Here is a 16,093-nt window from a genome sequence, read left to right as displayed (position 1 = left end):
ACCAGTGACCTCTTCCGTGTCAGGGAAGCGCGCTACCGCTGCGCCAATCGCCCATGGGGGAGTGCATACGAGGTGGAGACGGGATTCGAACCCGTGTATACGGCTTTGCAGGCCGCTGCCTCGCCTCTCGGCCACTCCACCGCTGTGAGACCGCAGTCCACCACGGCTGGGAGCCGAAGAGGAGAGCCTCCGAGCGGACGACGGGATTCGAACCCGCGACCCTCACCTTGGCAAGGTGATGCTCTACCACTGAGCCACGTCCGCGCGTCAAGACCGCCGTTTCACCGGCGTTCCTGGTGCGTCGAAGACTCTAGACGACAACATCGGCGATAGTCCAACCGGCCCCGTCCGGGCGTGGCGTGGGGCGCTCTCACGGGGGTTCCGACGGTCCTTGCGCAGGTCGCGCGCGACGTCTCCGCTGGTCGCGCGGCGTCAGGGAGCACGAGGTCCCGTGCAGGGTCCTCGGGCGCAGGGCAGGGGGCGGCAGGGCCGCGGAACCCCAGCTGAGCCCTGCGGACCCACTGAGGGGTCCCTGGGCGCGTCTCATGGCCTGAGTGCGCCTCGGGTGGCACCGGGCGTCGGATCGGACGCCCGGACGCACGACAGCCGGCCCCGCGTGGCGGGACCGGCTGGTGGGTAACGGTGAGGGTGCCGCGTGTCAGGCCGTGAGGAGGGCCGCGATGAGCGCGGTGATCTCGCCCTCCATCTTGTCCGACTCGGCCCCGATGGGGACGAGGGACTCGGTCGCGGCGAGGAACCGCAGCAGCGGCTCCGTCGGCGCGGCCAGGAGCGCGCTGCCCTCGACGCCCGAGAGCGACACGAGGGTGTAGTCCGGGTCGTCATCGCGCCACACCTGCACGTCGCCGGTGCCGGCGGGCGCGTCCGCGACCGCCTGGACGCCCTGCGCGAGCAGCTCGCGGCCGAGGAGCCACGTCGACATCGTGTGGGCGCCGGTGAAGACGGCGCGCACCGTGTACGGGTCGGTGGTGCGGAAGCACATCTCTGCGGATACCGGGATGACGCTGGCATCGGACCCGATGAGCTGCATGGCCACGACCTCGATGACGTCGTACGACGAATCCGCCATCGGGTTCTCCTGTCGCATGATGAGGCCCGGCCGGCCCGTGAAGTCACATCATGGCAGGACGGATGTCCTATTGGACCGATGCGGGACCACAGTTCACCCGCCCGGACCCTTTCAGTTCGGGTGGAAAACGTTGCGCATCGCCCTGGCGGGTGCAGAACCCGACAATTCGCCCCCCGTTCGCCCGCGCCATCGCGCCCGCGGGGGGCCGCCGGCGGGCCCGGCAGCGCGCGTCGGCAGGTCGGTTCGGAGATCGGCCCGGCGTCCGCTAGCATCGTCTCCCGTGCCGCCCCCGGGTGGCGCGCGCAGCGGGCGATTGGCTCAGTGGTAGAGCGCCTCGTTCACACCGAGGAGGTCACTGGTTCGAACCCAGTATCGCCCACCCGCTCCGAACGCCCCCGGCTCATGCCGGGGGCGTTCGTCGTCGCAGGTGGTGTCGTCGCCACCGTGCCAGACTCGCGCTGTGGACTTCCTCTCGGCCTACTCCCACGGGTTCGCCCGGGTCGCCGCGTGCTCCGTGCCGGTGACCGTCGCGGACCCGGCGCGCAACGCCGCCGCCGTCATCGCCGCCGCCCGCGCCTGCCATGACGACGCGGTGGCGGTCGCCGTCCTGCCCGAGCTGTGCCTGTCCGGGTACGCCATCGACGACCTGTTCCTGCAGGACGTGCTGCTCGACGCCGTGCAGGCGGCGCTGGTGCAGGTCGTCGAGGCGTCCCGGGACCTGCGCCCCGTGATCGTCGTCGGAGCGCCTCTCGCGCACGGCAACCGCGTCCTGAACACGGCGGTCGTCGTGCACCGCGGACGCGTCCTGGGCGTCGCCCCCAAGTCCTACGTGCCGACGTACCGGGAGTTCTACGAGCGGCGCTGGTTCGCGCCCGGTGACGACGTGCGTGGCACGGTCACCATCGCGGGCCAGGACGCGCCCATCGGGCCTGACCTGCTGTTCGCCGCGACCGACGTGCCCGGCCTGGTCATGCACGTCGAGGTCTGCGAGGACCTCTGGGTGCCCGTGCCGCCGAGTGCGACCGCCGCGCTGGCGGGCGCGACCGTCCTGGTCAACCTGTCGTCCAGCCCGATCACCGTCGGACGCGCCGAGGACCGGCGGCTGCTGGTGCGCTCGGCGTCCTCCCGGTGCCTGGCCGCCTACGTCTATGCCGCCGCGGGCGAGGGGGAGTCGACGACCGACCTGTCGTGGGACGGGCAGACGCTGCTGTACGAGCTCGGGGAGCTGATCGCCGAGGGCGAGCGGTTCGTCGACGGCACCGTCCTGACGGTGGGCGACGTCGACCTCGACCGCGTGCGGCAGGAGCGCCTGCGCACGGGCACGTTCGACGACAACCGCCGCGGACTGGGGATGCCGCCCGCCGGGGCGTCGCACCGGACGGTCACCTTCACGCTCGAGCCGCCGACGGGCGACGTGGGGCTGCGGCGTGCCGTCGACCGGTTCCCCTTCGTCCCCGACGACCCGCAGCGCCTGGCGCTGGACTGCTACGAGGCCTACAACATCCAGGTCAGCGGCCTGGAGCAGCGGCTGCGCGCGATCGGTGACGCGAAGGTGGTCATCGGGGTGTCCGGCGGCCTGGACTCCACGCACGCGCTGATCGTCGCCGCGAACGCGATGGACCGCCTCGGCCGGCCGCGCAGCGACATCCTCGCGTTCACCATGCCGGGCTTCGCGACGGGCGAGAGCACCAAGGCGAGCGCGCTGGCGCTGATGGAGTCGCTCGGCACGACCGCCGAGACCCTCGACATCCGCCCCGCGGCGCGCCAGATGCTGGCGGACCTGGGGCACCCCGCGGGCGCGGGCGAGGAGGTCTACGACGTCACGTTCGAGAACGTCCAGGCCGGGCTGCGCACCGACTACCTGTTCCGCGCGGCCAACCAGCGCGGGGGCATCGTCCTGGGCACGGGCGACCTGTCGGAGCTCGCGCTGGGGTGGTGCACGTACGGGGTCGGCGACCAGATGTCGCACTACGCGGTCAACGCGGGCGTGCCCAAGACGCTGATCCAGCACCTCATCCGGTGGGTCGTGTCGCAGCGGCACTTCGACGACGCCACCAACACCGTGCTGCTCCGGGTCCTGGACCAGGAGATCTCCCCGGAGCTCGTGCCGACCCGCGAGGGCGAGCGGATCCAGTCCACCGAGGACACCATCGGTCCGTACGCGCTGCACGACTTCGCGCTCTTCCAGCTGCTGCGGTACGGCCTGCGCCCCAGCAAGATCGCGTTCCTCGCGTGGCACGCGTGGCACGACGCGCAGGCGGGCGCCTGGCCCCCGGCCTGGCCCGACGACCGTCGCCCCGCGTACGACCTGCCGACGGTCCGCCGCTGGCTCGAGGTGTTCCTGCGGCGGTTCTTCGCCAGCCAGTTCAAGCGCTCGGCGCTGCCCAACGGGCCCAAGGTCAGCGCGGGCGGCACGATGTCGCCGCGCGGTGACTGGCGGATGCCGTCCGACGCGTCGGTGGCCGCCTGGCTCGCCGAGCTCAACGCGCACGTGCCGCACGACCTGCCGGGCGCGCCCACGTCCGGCTGATCCGGCCTGCCGTGCCGGGCGCGACGGTGCGGCCGGGGACGCGGTGGTCGGTAGCATCGACCTGGCCCGTGTCGGCGACCGCCGACCCGCCGCGACACGCGGAGCGGGCAGACCCGAGGAGCTGGCGAAGCGTGCCCGAGCAGATCACCCTGACCGTCGACGGCGTCGAGACCCCGGTCGCGCAGGGCACGACGGGCACGGAGCTGTTCGCCGACCGCCGCGACGTCGTCGTCGTGCGCGTCGACGGCGAGCTGAAGGACCTCGCGCTGCCGCTGCCCGCCGGTGCGACCGTCGAGGCCGTCACCATCGACTCCCCGGACGGCCTGGCGGTGCTGCGGCACTCGGCCGCGCACGTCCTCGCGCAGGCCGTGCAGGAGGTCAACCCCGCGGCGCGCCTCGGCATCGGCCCGCCGATCACCGACGGCTTCTACTACGACTTCGACGTCGAGACCCCGTTCACCCCGGAGGACCTCAAGGCGATCGAGAAGGTCATGGGCCGCATCGTCAAGGAGGGGCAGACCTTCCGGCGGTGGGACGTCACCGAGGCGCAGGCCCGCGAGGAGCTCGCGGCCGAGCCCTACAAGCTCGAGCTCATCGGCCTCAAGGGCGACGCCGGCAGCACCGACGGCGCGTCGGTCGAGGTCGGGCTGGGTGGGCTGTCGATCTACCAGAACGTGCGTGGCGCCGGGCGGGAGTCCGAGGCCGTCGTGTGGCAGGACCTGTGCCGCGGCCCGCACCTGCCGAGCACCCGCCTCATCGGCAACGGCTTCCAGCTCACCCGGTCGGCTGCCGCCTACTGGCGCGGCTCGGAGAAGAACCCGCAGCTGCAGCGCGTGTACGGCACCGCGTGGCCCACGAAGGACGAGCTCAAGGCGTACCTCGAGCGCATCGCCGAGGCCGAGCGTCGCGACCACCGCAAGCTCGGCAACGAGCTGGACCTGTTCTCCTTCCCCGAGGAGATCGGCTCCGGCCTGGCGGTGTTCCACCCCAAGGGCGGCATCATCCGCATGGAGATGGAGGAGTACTCGCGGCGCCGGCACGTGCAGGCCGGGTACTCGTTCGTCAACTCGCCGCACATCACCAAGGAGCAGCTCTTCCAGATCTCCGGGCACCTGGACTGGTACGCCGACGGCATGTACCCGCCCATGCAGCTCGACGCGGAGTACCACGAGGACGGCACGATCCGGCGCGAGGGGCAGAACTACTACCTCAAGCCGATGAACTGCCCGATGCACAACCTCATCTTCGCGTCGCGCGGCCGGTCGTACCGTGAGCTGCCGCTGCGGCTGTTCGAGTTCGGCACCGTCTACCGGTACGAGAAGTCCGGGGTCGTGCACGGCATGACCCGCGCGCGTGGCTTCACCCAGGACGACGCCCACATCTACTGCACCCGCGACCAGATGAAGGACGAGCTCACCAGCCTGCTCACCTTCGTCCTCGACCTGCTCAAGGACTACGGCCTCGACGACTTCTACCTCGAGCTGTCGACCCGCAACCCGGAGAAGTCCGTGGGCTCGGAGGAGGTCTGGGAGGAGGCCACCGAGACCCTGCGCGAGGTCGCCGAGGCCTCGGGCCTCGACCTCGTGCCTGACCCGGGCGGCGCCGCGTTCTACGGCCCCAAGATCTCCGTGCAGGCCAAGGACGCGATCGGCCGCACCTGGCAGATGTCGACTATCCAGCTCGACTTCAATCTGCCCGAGCGCTTCGAGCTCGAGTACACCGCGCCCGACGGCACCCGCCAGCGCCCCGTGATGATCCACCGCGCGCTCTTCGGCTCGATCGAGCGCTTCTTCGCGGTGCTCACCGAGCACTACGCCGGCGCGTTCCCGGCGTGGCTCGCACCCGTGCAGGTGCTGGCCGTCCCCGTCGCGGAGCCCTTCGAGCCGTACCTCGACGAGGTCGTCCAGCGGCTGCGGGACCAGGGGATCCGGGCCGAGGTCGACCGCTCCGACGACCGCTTCGGCAAGAAGATCCGCAACGCCTCGACCCAGAAGATCCCGTTCGTGCTCATCGCGGGCGGCGAGGACGCCGAGGCCGGTGCCGTGTCGTTCCGCTACCGCGACGGCCGGCAGGACAACGGGGTGCCCGTCGACGAGGCCGTCGAGCGGATCGTGTCGGCCGTCCGCGACCGGGTCCAGGTCTGATCCGTGGACCTGCCCGACGACCCGCAGGTCGAGCCCGCCGGTGCCTTCGCCGGCACGCCGGACGGGCTCGACCGGCTCTGGACGCCGCACCGCATGGTGTACATCGGCGGGCAGGACAAGCCCGCCGACGACGCGCCGGGTGACGGCTGCCCGTTCTGCCGCATCCCCACGCTGGACGACGAGCAGGGTCTGGTCGTGCGTCGCGGCGAGGTCGCGTTCGTCGTCATGAACCTGTACCCGTACAACTCCGGGCACCTGCTCGTGTGCCCGTACCGGCACGTCGCCGACTACACCGACCTCACGGACGACGAGGTGGCGGAGGTCGCGTCGCTCACCCGCACGGCCATGCGCGTCGTGCGCGACGTCATGGCGCCCGACGGCTTCAACCTCGGCATGAACCAGGGCCAGGTCGCCGGTGCGGGCATCCAGGCGCACCTGCACCAGCACGTCGTGCCACGCTGGGGCGGCGACGCCAACTTCCTGCCGATCGTCGCGCGCACCCGGGCGCTGCCGGCGTTGCTCGGCGACACCCGGGCGGCGCTCGCCGCCGCCTGGCCCGCCACCGAAGGGACGACCGACCCGTGCTGAGCCGACTGCGCGGCGTGATGACGCGGCTGTGGACACCGCTCGCCGACGCGCTCCTGCGGGCCGGGGTCTCCCCGGACGCCGTGACGATCACCGGGACGCTCGTCGTCGTGGTCACCGCGCTGTGGGCGTTCCCGACCGGGCACCTGTTGCTCGGCGGGCTGCTCATCGCGGTCTTCACCCTCACCGACTCGATCGACGGCGTCATGGCGCGGCGCTCGGGCCGCAGCGGGCCGTGGGGGGCGTTCCTCGACTCCACGCTCGACCGGTTCGGCGACGGCGCGATCTTCGCCGGTCTCGTGCTCTGGTACACCGGCGCGGGGGCCTCCCGCCCCAACGCCGTGCTCGCACTGGCGTGCCTCGTGCTCGGCTCGATCGTGCCCTACGCCCGCGCGCGCGCCGAGGGTCTCGGCATGACGGCCACCGTCGGGATCGCCGAGCGCGCGGACCGGCTCTTCGCCGTCCTGACCGCCACCGTCCTGGTCGGCGCCGGGCTCCCCGACACCGTCATGACGGTCGTGCTCGCGCTGCTGACCGTCGCCTCGGCCGTCACCGTCGTGCAGCGCATGGCAACCGTGCGGCATCAGGTCCGGCAGGCGGCGCCGTGAGCCTCGACGTCGCGCGCGCCTACCACCTGGCCTGGCGCGTCGGTCACCGGCTGCCCGGGTGGCTCGTGCGCGCCGCGACGACGACCGCTGCCGACGTCGCCTGGTGGCGGCACGGGGACGGCGTGCGCCGGCTCGAGGCCAACCTCGCGCGCGTGCGCCCCGAGCTCGACGCGCGCGCGCTGCGGCGGCTGTCCCGGTCCGGCATGCGCTCCTACCTGCGGTACTTCGGCGAGGCCTTCACGCTGCGCGGTCTGAGCGCCGGGCAGCTCGCGGCGCGCGTGCGCGTCGAGGGCATGGAGCACCTGCTCCCGGACCTCGACGCGGGTCGCCAGGTCGTCCTCGCACTCGGCCACATGGGCAACTGGGACATGGCCGGTGCCTGGGCCACCAGCCACGTGGCCCCGGTCACCACGGTCGCGGAGCGGCTGCGGCCCGAGGAGCTGTACCAGGAGTTCACCGCCTTCCGCGAGAGCATCGGCCTGCGGATCATCCCCCTGAGCGGGTCGGGCGACGTCTTCCGCCGGCTCGTGCGCGTCGCGCGCACCGGCCCGGGCCTGCTGCCGCTCCTGGCGGACCGGGACCTGACGGCCAAGGGGCTCGAGGTCGACCTGTTCGGGCACCGTGCCCGCGTCGCCGCGGGTCCCGCGGCGCTCGCGGCGACGACCGGTGCGACGCTGGTCCCCGCCTCGATCTACTACGAGCGGCTGCGCAGCGAGCGGCGTCGCGCGGCCGGTGGGCCGTGGGGGATCGTGATCCGGTTCCACGCGCCCGTCGCGGCCGACGCCGACCTCCCGCGTGGCGCACGCGTCGCCGCGATGACACAGGGGTGGGTCGACGTCCTCGCCGGTGAGATCCACGCCCACCCGCAGGACTGGCACATGCTGCAGCGCGTGTTCGTCGCCGACCTGGACCCGGCGCGGGACGCCGCGCGGCGCGCCGAGGCCACCGCTCCCGGTGCCGAGGACCCCGACCGGGCCGCGTCGGGCGGCGACGTCCTGGACGTCGGGAGCGCGTCGTGACCGGGGGACGTCCGCTGCGCGTCGGCATCGTGTGCCCGTACTCGTTCGACGTGCCGGGCGGTGTGCAGTTCCACGTCCGGGACCTCGCCGAGTCGCTCATCGAGCGCGGCCACGAGGTGTCCGTGCTCGCTCCGGCGGCCGACGACACACCCGTGCCGCCCTACCTCGTCGCGGCCGGCCGGGCGGTGCCGGTGCACTACAACGGCTCGGTCGCGCGCATGACCTTCGGGCCCGTCACGGCCGGTCGCGTGCGGCGCTGGCTCGCCGCCGGGCAGTTCGACGTGCTGCACCTGCACGAGCCGGTCACGCCGAGCCTCGGGATGCTCGCGCTGTGGATCGCGGACGGTCCCGTCGTCGCGACGTTCCACACGTCGCTGGTGCGGTCTCGTCCGCTGCAGATGGCGTACCCGCTGGTCCGGCAGTCGCTGGAGAAGATCTCGCTGCGGATCGCCGTGTCCGAGGACGCGCGACGCACGCTCGTCGAGCACCTGGGCGGCGACGCGGTCGTGATCCCGAACGGCGTGTGGGTCGACACGTTCGCCGGCGCGGGGACCGACTCGCGCTGGACGGGCACGCCGCAGGCGCCCACGATCGCGTTCCTCGGACGGCTCGACGAGCCGCGCAAGGGACTGGCCGTCCTGCTGCGCGCCGTGGGGACCGTGCTCGAGGCCTACCCGGGGGCGCGGGTCCTGGTGGCGGGCAGCGGCGAGACGGGGCAGGAGCAGGCGCGCGACGTGCTCGGCCCCCGCGCCGGGGCCGTCGAGTTCCTCGGCGGCGTGAGCGAGGAGGACAAGGCCAGGCTCCTCGCGTCGGTGGACGTGTACTGCGCGCCGCAGACCGGCGGCGAGAGCTTCGGCATCGTCCTCGTGGAGGCGATGAGCGCGGGGACGACCGTGGTCGCGAGCGACCTCGGGGCCTTCTCGCGCGTGCTCGAGCACGGCGAGGCCGGTGTCCTGTTCCGCAACGGCGACGCAGCCGACCTCGGTGCGACGCTGGTCCGCGTCCTGGGTGACCCGCAGCTGCGTGCCCGCGTCAGCGCGCACGCCTCGCGCGTCGTGCGCCGCTACGACTGGTCGGCCGTCACCGACCAGGTGCTGGCCGTCTACGAGATGGCCGTCGCGGGCGGTGACGCGCCCGTCGGGGAGGACCCGTCGTCGCTGCGCGGCGCCCGGTTGATCGAGCTCCGGAGGGGTCGGGCGTGAGCGGGTGGTCGGACGGTACCTACGTGCTCGTCGTCGTCGGTGTGGTGGCGCTGCTGCTGTGGCTCGTGTGGGTCCGCGCGAGCCGCCTGGACCGGCTGCACCGCAAGGTCGGCGCGTCGCGCGCGGTCGTCGACGCCCAGCTCGTGCGGCGCGCCTCCGTGGCCGCCGAGCTCGCCACGAGCGGCCTGCTGGACCCGGCGAGCTCGCTCGTGGTCGGCGAGGCCGTCTGGCAGTCGTTGACGTTCGGTCGCGCGGGTGACGTGCCCGCCGGGCTGCTGCCCGCGGACCTGCGCGAGCAGCTGGACTCCACGGCGCCGGACCCCGGCGCCGTGGACCGCGAACAGGTGGAGAGCGACCTGACGGCGGCGCTGCGGGAGATCCTCGACGACCCCGACGAGGTCGCGGCGCTGGCGGAGGACCCGTTGGGTGCTGGGCTGCTCGAGGAGCTCGCGGCCGCGTGGTACCGGGTCCAGCTCGCGCGGCGGTTCCACAACGAGGCGGTCGCGCAGACCCAGCGGGTCCGCCGTGGCGCGATCGTGCGGCTCCTGCGCCTGGCCGGCCACGCACCGGAGCCGCGCACGCTCGAGCTCGACGACGCCTGGCCGCAGGGGCTCCCGCGGCCGGGGGAGGGCTCGCGCCGGGCCCGTCCGGGCACGGCGGGCGTCGACGCCTGAGGGGACGTCACGCACCAGGCGTCCGCGTGACGGGCACCCCAGCCGCGTCCCGGCACCCACGACCTAGGATGAGGGAGCCCCGACCACGGCGGTCGGCGCGGTCGGTCCCGCCTGCAGCGGACGACCCCGCAGGCGCCGGGCGTCCCGAAACCACGGATCGAAGAGGTCTGACGTGACCGAGAACCCCCAGCCCGGCGCTGCCGGCGAGGTCGGAACCGCGCGGGTCAAGCGCGGCATGGCCGAGATGCTCAAGGGCGGCGTCATCATGGACGTCGTCACCCCGGAGCAGGCGAAGATCGCCGAGGACGCCGGTGCGGTCGCCGTCATGGCGCTCGAGCGGGTGCCCGCCGACATCCGTGCCCAGGGCGGCGTCGCGCGCATGAGCGACCCGGACCTGATCGACGGGATCATCTCCACGGTGTCCATCCCCGTGATGGCGAAGGCCCGCATCGGGCACTTCGTCGAGGCGCAGGTGCTGCAGTCCCTGGGTGTCGACTACGTCGACGAGTCCGAGGTGCTGACGCCGGCCGACTTCGCGCACCACATCGACAAGTGGGCGTTCACGGTGCCGTTCGTCTGCGGTGCGACCAACCTGGGGGAGGCGCTGCGCCGCATCACCGAGGGTGCGGCGATGATCCGCTCGAAGGGTGAGGCCGGCACGGGCGACGTCTCGAACGCGACGACCCACATGCGCACGCTGCGCGACGAGATCCGCCGCCTGACGTCGCTGCCCGAGGACGAGCTGTACCTGGCCGCCAAGGAGCTGCAGGCGCCGTACGAGCTGGTCAAGGAGGTCGCGACGGCCGGCAAGCTGCCCGTCGTGCTGTTCACCGCCGGCGGCATCGCGACCCCCGCGGACGCCGCGATGATGATGCAGCTCGGCGCCGAGGGCGTGTTCGTCGGCTCCGGCATCTTCAAGTCGGGCAACCCCGCCGAGCGCGCGGCCGCGATCGTCAAGGCCACGACGTTCTACGACGACCCGGACGTCATCGCGAAGGTCTCGCGGGGCCTCGGCGAGGCCATGGTCGGCATCAACGTCGAGGACGTGCCCGTCCCGCACCGCCTCGCCGAGCGGGGCTGGTGACCACGCCCGACCCGCAGCCGGACCCGCAGGGCACCGGGGCCGCCCCCGTCGAGCGCGCAGGCGCCGACGGCGGCGGCCCCGCTCTCGTCCTGGGGCCGGAGTGGCAGCCGGGGCCCGACGGCGTGCTGACCCGCGACGCGGCGCGCGTCATCCTGCTCGACGAGGACGACCGGGTGCTCCTCGTGCGTGGGCACGACGTGGACGCCCCGGACCGGTCGTGGTGGTTCACCGTGGGCGGCGGCATCGACGCCGGCGAGGACGGGCGGTCCGCCGCCGTGCGCGAGGTCCGGGAGGAGACCGGCATCCTGCTCGACGCCGGTGAGCTGGTCGGGCCCGTCTACACGCGCTCGGCGCTGTTCGACTTCGCGGCCCGCACGTGCCGCCAGCACGAGGAGCTGTTCCTGGCCCGCGTGCGCAGCACCGATCTCGCGCTGACCCGCGACGGCTGGACCGACGTCGAGCGGGACGTCATCGACGAGCTGCGGTGGTGGGACCTCGAGGAGCTGGAGCGCGTCGAGATCGAGGTCTTCCCGGCCGGACTGGCCGGGCTCGTCCGCGACGTCCTGGTGTGGGACGGCGCGATCCGGCACCTCGGCCTCGCGCGCGAGTGACACGTCCCGACCGCCTCACGCCGGAAGTGTCGCGGTCTGCCGGCCGTCGCCGCCTAGGATCGGCGACCGTGAGTCCCACCATCGGTGTCCTGGCACTGCAGGGCGACGTGCGTGAGCACGTCGCCGTCCTGACCTCGCTCGGTGTCGACGCGGTGGGCGTGCGCCGTCCGGCCGAGCTCGACGCCGTCGACGCGCTCGTGATCCCCGGCGGGGAGTCGACCACCATCGACAAGCTGCTGCGCGCGTTCGAGCTCGATCAGCCGGTGCGTGAGCGGTTGCGGGCAGGCATGCCGGCCTACGGCTCGTGCGCGGGCATGATCCTCCTGGCCGACCGGATCATCGGCGGGATCGAGGGTCAGCGCACGCTCGGCGGGGTCGACATCACGGTGCGCCGCAACGCCTTCGGCCGCCAGGTCGACTCGTTCGAGACGGACCTCGTGATCGACGGCATCGACGACAGCGCCCAGGAGCCCGTCCACGCCGTGTTCATCCGGGCGCCCTGGGTCGAGGAGGTCGGCCCGGCGGCCACGGTCGTGGGCCGCGTCGCGGACGGCCCCGCCGCCGGTAGGATCGTCGCGGTACGCCAGGGCCCGGCGCTCGTGACCTCGTTCCATCCCGAGGTGACCGGGGACCCGCGGGTGCACCGACTGTTCGTGCAGATCGTCCGCGACAGCCTCTGACGTCGCGGCGACCCCGACCCGTCCTCGGGACGGTGCGGCGGGGAGCGACGCGGGCGGACCAGCGGAGACGAAGGGGTAACGAGTCATGTCGGGTCACTCCAAGTGGGCCACCACCAAGCACAAGAAGGCCGTCATCGACGCGAAGCGCGGCAAGCTCTTCGCCAAGCTCGTGAAGAACGTGGAGGTGGCCGCCCGCACGGGCGGTGGTGACCCCGCGGGCAACCCGACGCTCTTCGACGCCATCCAGAAGGCCAAGAAGTCGTCCGTCCCGAACGACAACATCGACCGGGCCGTCAAGCGCGGGTCGGGCCAGGAGGCCGGCGGCGCCGACTACCAGTCGATCACGTACGAGGGGTACGGCCCCGGCGGCGTCGCCGTGCTGGTCGAGTGCCTGACCGACAACCGCAACCGGGCGGCGTCCGACGTGCGCGTCGCGTTCACGCGCAACGGCGGCCAGATGGCCGACCCGGGATCGGTCGCGTACATCTTCAGCCGCCGCGGTGTCGTCATGGTGCCCAAGGAGGGCACGGACGAGGAGGCCGTCATGGAGGCGGTGCTCGACGCGGGCGGCGAGGAGGTCAACGACCTCGGCGAGTCGTTCGAGGTCATCAGCGCCGCCACGGACCTGGTCCCGGTGCGTTCGGCGCTGCAGGCGGCCGGCATCGACTACGACTCGGCCGACGTCGTGTGGTGGCCCTCGACGCAGGTCGAGGTCGACGCCGACGGCGCGCGCAAGGTGCTGCGGCTCATCGACGCGCTCGAGGACTCCGACGACGTGCAGAACGTCTTCGCGAACTTCGACGCGTCCGACGAGGTCATGGCCGAGCTCGACGCCGAGTGACGTACCGCACGCGCCCGCGCGTGCCGACGGGCCCCGCCACCGGTGTGGCGGGGCCCCTCGCGTGCCGGGCTGCTGCGACGATGACCCGGTGCGCGTGCTCGGAGTGGACCCCGGCCTGACCCGCTGCGGCCTGGGCGTCGTCGACGCCCTGCCCGGGCGGCGCGCGCGCCTGGTCCACGTGTCGGTCGCCCGCTCGGACCCCGCGCTCGACGTCGACCAGCGTCTGCTGCTCATCGAGCGCGCGCTCGAGGAGTGCCTCGAGGAGCACGCGCCCGACACCGTCGCGGTGGAGCGCGTCTTCGCCCAGCACAACGTCAGCACGGTGATGGGCACGGCCCAGGTCGCCGGCCTGGCCATGGTGGCGGCCGCGCGGCGACGGATCCCGGTCGCGCTGCACACCCCGAGCGAGGTCAAGGCGGCGGTCACCGGATCGGGACGCGCCGACAAGGCGCAGGTCCAGACCATGGTCGCGCGGCTGCTCGGCCTGTCCGAGGTGCCGCGGCCGGCGGACGCCGCGGACGCCCTCGCCCTGGCGATCTGCCACCTGTGGCGGCCCGCCGGGACGCTCGGTGCGCCCCAGCGGGAGCCGGGTGGGCTGACGACCGCGCAGCGGCAGTGGGCCGCGGCCGAGCAGGCGGCGCGGCGACGCGCGTGACGCGTGTCGTTCGTACACGTGTTCGCCTGGTGTGGCACAGTGTGGCCGTCGTCGACGGGAGGAGTGCGCGGTGATCGCGTCGGTACACGGCACGGTGCTGGCGGTGCGGCTGGACGCCGCCGTCGTGGAGGTCGGGGGCGTGGGCCTGCTCGTGCAGGCGACCCCGGCCACGCTCGCGGGTCTGCGCGTCGGGCAGCCCGGCCGGCTGTTCACGTCGCTCGTCGTGCGGGAGGACGCGCTGACGCTCTTCGGCTTCGCCGACGACGACGAGCGCGACGTGTTCGAGACCGTGCAGACCGTCTCGGGCGTCGGCCCGCGTCTCGCCCTGGCCATGCTGGCCGTCCACACGCCCGACGGGCTGCGTCGCGCCGTCGCGCACGAGGACCTCGCGGCCCTCATGCGGGTGCCCGGCATCGGGCGCAAGGGCGCCCAGCGCATCGTGCTCGAGCTGGGGGAGCGACTGGGCGCACCGGCGCCCACGGCGGGTGCTGCCGCCGCGGCGTCGTCGGCGGACCACCGCGAGCAGGTCGTCGAGGCGCTCGTGGGACTGGGCTGGCCGCTGCGCGCGGCGCAGGACGCGGTCGGCTCGGTGCTCGACGGCTCGCCGGCGCCGGTCGGTGCCGAGGAGGTCCCGGGCGTCCTGCGCGCGGCTCTGCGCTCGCTGGGGAGCGCGCGTGCGTGACGCGGGAGCGCCGCGCATCGAGGTGGGCGTGGGCGACGACGAGGGCGAGCCGTACGGCGCCGAGTCGTTGGTGCGGCCTGCCGCGGACGAGCCGGAGCGCGCCGCGGAGGCCGCGCTGCGCCCCCGGCGCCTGGAGGAGTTCGTCGGGCAGCGCGTCGTGCGGGACCAGCTCTCGCTGGTCCTGGAGGCGGCGATGGGGCGGGGACGCGCGCCGGACCACGTGCTGCTGTCGGGCCCGCCGGGCCTGGGCAAGACGACGCTCGCGATGATCATCGCGGCCGAGCTCGGTGCCTCGCTGCGGGTCACGAGCGGCCCGGCCATCCAGCACGCGGGCGACCTCGCCGCGGTCCTGTCCTCCCTGGAGGAGGGTGAGGTGCTCTTCATCGACGAGATCCACCGCCTCGCCCGCCCTGCCGAGGAGCTGCTCTACGTGGCGATGGAGGACTTCCGGGTCGACGTCATCGTCGGCAAGGGGGCGGGCGCGAGCGCGATCCCGCTGTCGCTGCCGCCGTTCACCGTCGTCGGCGCGACGACCCGGGCCGGGCTGCTGCCTGCGCCGCTGCGCGACCGGTTCGGCTTCACCGGCCACCTCGACTTCTACGCGGACGACGAGCTCGAGCGGGTCCTGGTCAGGTCCGCCGGGCTCCTCGGTGTGCCGCTGGACGCCACGGCGGCGGCCGAGATCGCGTCGCGCTCGCGCGGGACGCCCCGCATCGCCAACCGCCTGCTGCGTCGTGTCCGGGACTGGGCGCAGGTCCGCGGCGACGGCATGCTCTCGCTCGCCGCCGCGCGGTCGGCCCTCGAGGTGTACGAGGTCGACGAGCGGGGCCTGGACCGGCTCGACCGGTCGGTCCTCGACGCGCTGTGCCGCCGCTTCGGCGGTGGTCCCGTGGGTCTGACGACGCTCGCGGTCGCCGTGGGGGAGGAGCCCGAGACCGTGGAGACGGTCGCCGAGCCGTTCCTGGTCCGCGAGGGCCTCATCGGGCGCACCTCGCGCGGGCGGGTCGCGCTGCCGCCCGCGTGGGAGCACCTCGGCCTGCCGGTGCCGACGCCCTCCGACACGCTGTTCGGCTGACCACCGGGGGCGTCGACGCGGCGTCGACGCGGCGTCGACGGGGCGCGGCTGCGTGCCGCGGGAACCCTCGGGCACGGACGGGCGTTGGAGGGGCGGGCCGCGGCGCCTAGACTGCGGCGGACGTCCGACTCGATTACGGAGCACCACGACCCCATGCCTGACATCTCCTTCCTCATCATCATGCTGCTCGCCTTCGGCGCGCTGTGGTTCATGTCGAGCCGCTCGCGCAAGCAGCAGCGCGAGGCTGCGGACTTCCGCAACAACCTCGCGGTCGGCGACGAGGTGATGACGGGCTCCGGCCTCTTCGGCACCGTGACCGCGATCGACGGTGACGTGGTGACGCTCGAGTCGACGCCCGGCAGCTCGACCCGGTGGCTGCGCGCGGCGATCGCCCGCAGGTCCGAGCCCGTCGTCGTCGACGACGGGGCGGACGACGCGCCCGCCGTGGTCGAGAACACGCCCGTGGTGGACGTGCCCGACGACCTGTCCTCCCTGCCGCCGGAGCCGCCGGCGCCCGCAGACGGGGACAGCGACCGCGACAGCAAGTGACTCCCTGGCCCGGGCGATGACGCCCGGGCCCCGACCCCACCGGTCGTCCCGGCGACCGGTGCGCGCA

Annotated in this window: 16 protein-coding genes and 3 tRNA genes; 16 read left to right on the top strand and 3 right to left on the bottom strand. The window is 73.6% G+C overall.

Going from position 1 to position 16,093, the window contains the following annotated elements:
* Positions 1–70 precede the first annotated feature (70 nt).
* The 3 genes from IR158_RS07780 to IR158_RS07770 all read right to left on the bottom strand — a co-directional run bounded on the left by IR158_RS07780 (position 71) and on the right by IR158_RS07770 (position 1,087).
* Positions 71–141, bottom strand: a tRNA-Cys gene (locus tag IR158_RS07780).
* Positions 142–192: 51 nt separating this feature from the next.
* Positions 193–264 (bottom strand) — tRNA-Gly (locus tag IR158_RS07775).
* Between the two features lie 394 nt (positions 265–658).
* Positions 659–1,087, bottom strand: coding sequence for an SsgA family sporulation/cell division regulator (locus IR158_RS07770; protein ID WP_291811614.1), 429 nt, complete (start codon positions 1,085–1,087; stop codon positions 659–661).
* Between the two features lie 307 nt (positions 1,088–1,394).
* Between IR158_RS07770 and IR158_RS07765 the strand changes: the two genes are divergently transcribed.
* The 16 genes from IR158_RS07765 (at position 1,395) to yajC (ending at position 16,026) form a co-directional block, all read left to right on the top strand.
* Positions 1,395–1,466: transfer RNA gene (locus IR158_RS07765), tRNA-Val, on the top strand.
* 81 nt (positions 1,467–1,547) lie between these two features.
* Complete coding sequence (locus IR158_RS07760; protein WP_291811610.1) at positions 1,548–3,617, top strand: NAD(+) synthase; 2,070 nt, start codon at positions 1,548–1,550, stop codon at positions 3,615–3,617.
* Positions 3,618–3,748: 131 nt separating this feature from the next.
* Positions 3,749–5,761, top strand: coding sequence for a threonine--tRNA ligase (gene thrS, locus IR158_RS07755; RefSeq protein WP_291811608.1), 2,013 nt, complete (start codon positions 3,749–3,751; stop codon positions 5,759–5,761).
* Positions 5,762–5,764: 3 nt separating this feature from the next.
* Positions 5,765–6,349: an HIT domain-containing protein gene (locus tag IR158_RS07750; protein WP_291811605.1), complete on the top strand. Its 585-nt coding sequence runs from the start codon at positions 5,765–5,767 to the stop codon at positions 6,347–6,349.
* Complete coding sequence (pgsA, locus tag IR158_RS07745) at positions 6,343–6,954, top strand: phosphatidylinositol phosphate synthase (protein ID WP_291811602.1); 612 nt, start codon at positions 6,343–6,345, stop codon at positions 6,952–6,954. The genes IR158_RS07750 and pgsA overlap by 7 nt, the downstream gene beginning before the upstream one ends.
* Positions 6,951–7,973 carry a phosphatidylinositol mannoside acyltransferase gene (locus IR158_RS07740; RefSeq protein WP_291811600.1) on the top strand — a complete coding sequence of 341 codons (1,023 nt, stop codon included), beginning with the start codon at positions 6,951–6,953 and terminating at the stop codon, positions 7,971–7,973. Before pgsA ends, IR158_RS07740 begins: the two co-directional genes overlap by 4 nt.
* 14 nt (positions 7,974–7,987) lie before the next feature.
* Complete coding sequence (locus IR158_RS07735; protein ID WP_291811652.1) at positions 7,988–9,175, top strand: glycosyltransferase family 4 protein; 1,188 nt, start codon at positions 7,988–7,990, stop codon at positions 9,173–9,175.
* Positions 9,172–9,849, top strand: coding sequence for a hypothetical protein (locus IR158_RS07730; protein ID WP_291811598.1), 678 nt, complete (start codon positions 9,172–9,174; stop codon positions 9,847–9,849). Before IR158_RS07735 ends, IR158_RS07730 begins: the two co-directional genes overlap by 4 nt.
* Before the next feature lie 172 nt (positions 9,850–10,021).
* Positions 10,022–10,933 carry a pyridoxal 5'-phosphate synthase lyase subunit PdxS gene (gene pdxS / locus IR158_RS07725; protein WP_291811595.1) on the top strand — a complete coding sequence of 304 codons (912 nt, stop codon included), beginning with the start codon at positions 10,022–10,024 and terminating at the stop codon, positions 10,931–10,933.
* The gene (locus IR158_RS07720; protein ID WP_366928415.1) at positions 10,930–11,544 is read left to right on the top strand and encodes an NUDIX domain-containing protein; all 615 of its coding nucleotides are present in this window, start codon (positions 10,930–10,932) and stop codon (positions 11,542–11,544) included. The genes pdxS and IR158_RS07720 overlap by 4 nt, the downstream gene beginning before the upstream one ends.
* 68 nt (positions 11,545–11,612) lie before the next feature.
* Positions 11,613–12,224, top strand: a complete 612-nt coding sequence (pdxT, locus tag IR158_RS07715; RefSeq protein ID WP_291811593.1) for a pyridoxal 5'-phosphate synthase glutaminase subunit PdxT — start codon at positions 11,613–11,615, stop codon at positions 12,222–12,224.
* Positions 12,225–12,309: 85 nt separating this feature from the next.
* Complete coding sequence (locus tag IR158_RS07710) at positions 12,310–13,065, top strand: YebC/PmpR family DNA-binding transcriptional regulator (RefSeq protein WP_227578669.1); 756 nt, start codon at positions 12,310–12,312, stop codon at positions 13,063–13,065.
* Positions 13,066–13,153: 88 nt separating this feature from the next.
* A complete protein-coding gene (ruvC, locus tag IR158_RS07705) occupies positions 13,154–13,720 on the top strand; it encodes a crossover junction endodeoxyribonuclease RuvC (protein WP_291811592.1) in 567 nt (188 codons plus the stop codon).
* A 70-nt stretch (positions 13,721–13,790) separates the two neighbouring features.
* Positions 13,791–14,402 carry a Holliday junction branch migration protein RuvA gene (gene ruvA, locus IR158_RS07700; RefSeq protein ID WP_291811589.1) on the top strand — a complete coding sequence of 204 codons (612 nt, stop codon included), beginning with the start codon at positions 13,791–13,793 and terminating at the stop codon, positions 14,400–14,402.
* 28 nt (positions 14,403–14,430) lie between these two features.
* Complete coding sequence (ruvB, locus tag IR158_RS07695) at positions 14,431–15,477, top strand: Holliday junction branch migration DNA helicase RuvB (RefSeq protein ID WP_291811648.1); 1,047 nt, start codon at positions 14,431–14,433, stop codon at positions 15,475–15,477.
* 153 nt (positions 15,478–15,630) lie between these two features.
* The gene (gene yajC / locus IR158_RS07690) at positions 15,631–16,026 is read left to right on the top strand and encodes a preprotein translocase subunit YajC (protein ID WP_291811587.1); all 396 of its coding nucleotides are present in this window, start codon (positions 15,631–15,633) and stop codon (positions 16,024–16,026) included.
* Positions 16,027–16,093 lie beyond the last annotated feature (67 nt).

Source organism: Cellulomonas sp., from assembly GCF_015234515.1.
Taxonomy (GTDB): domain Bacteria; phylum Actinomycetota; class Actinomycetes; order Actinomycetales; family Cellulomonadaceae; genus Cellulomonas.
This window is presented reverse-complemented; position numbering and strand designations above follow the sequence as displayed.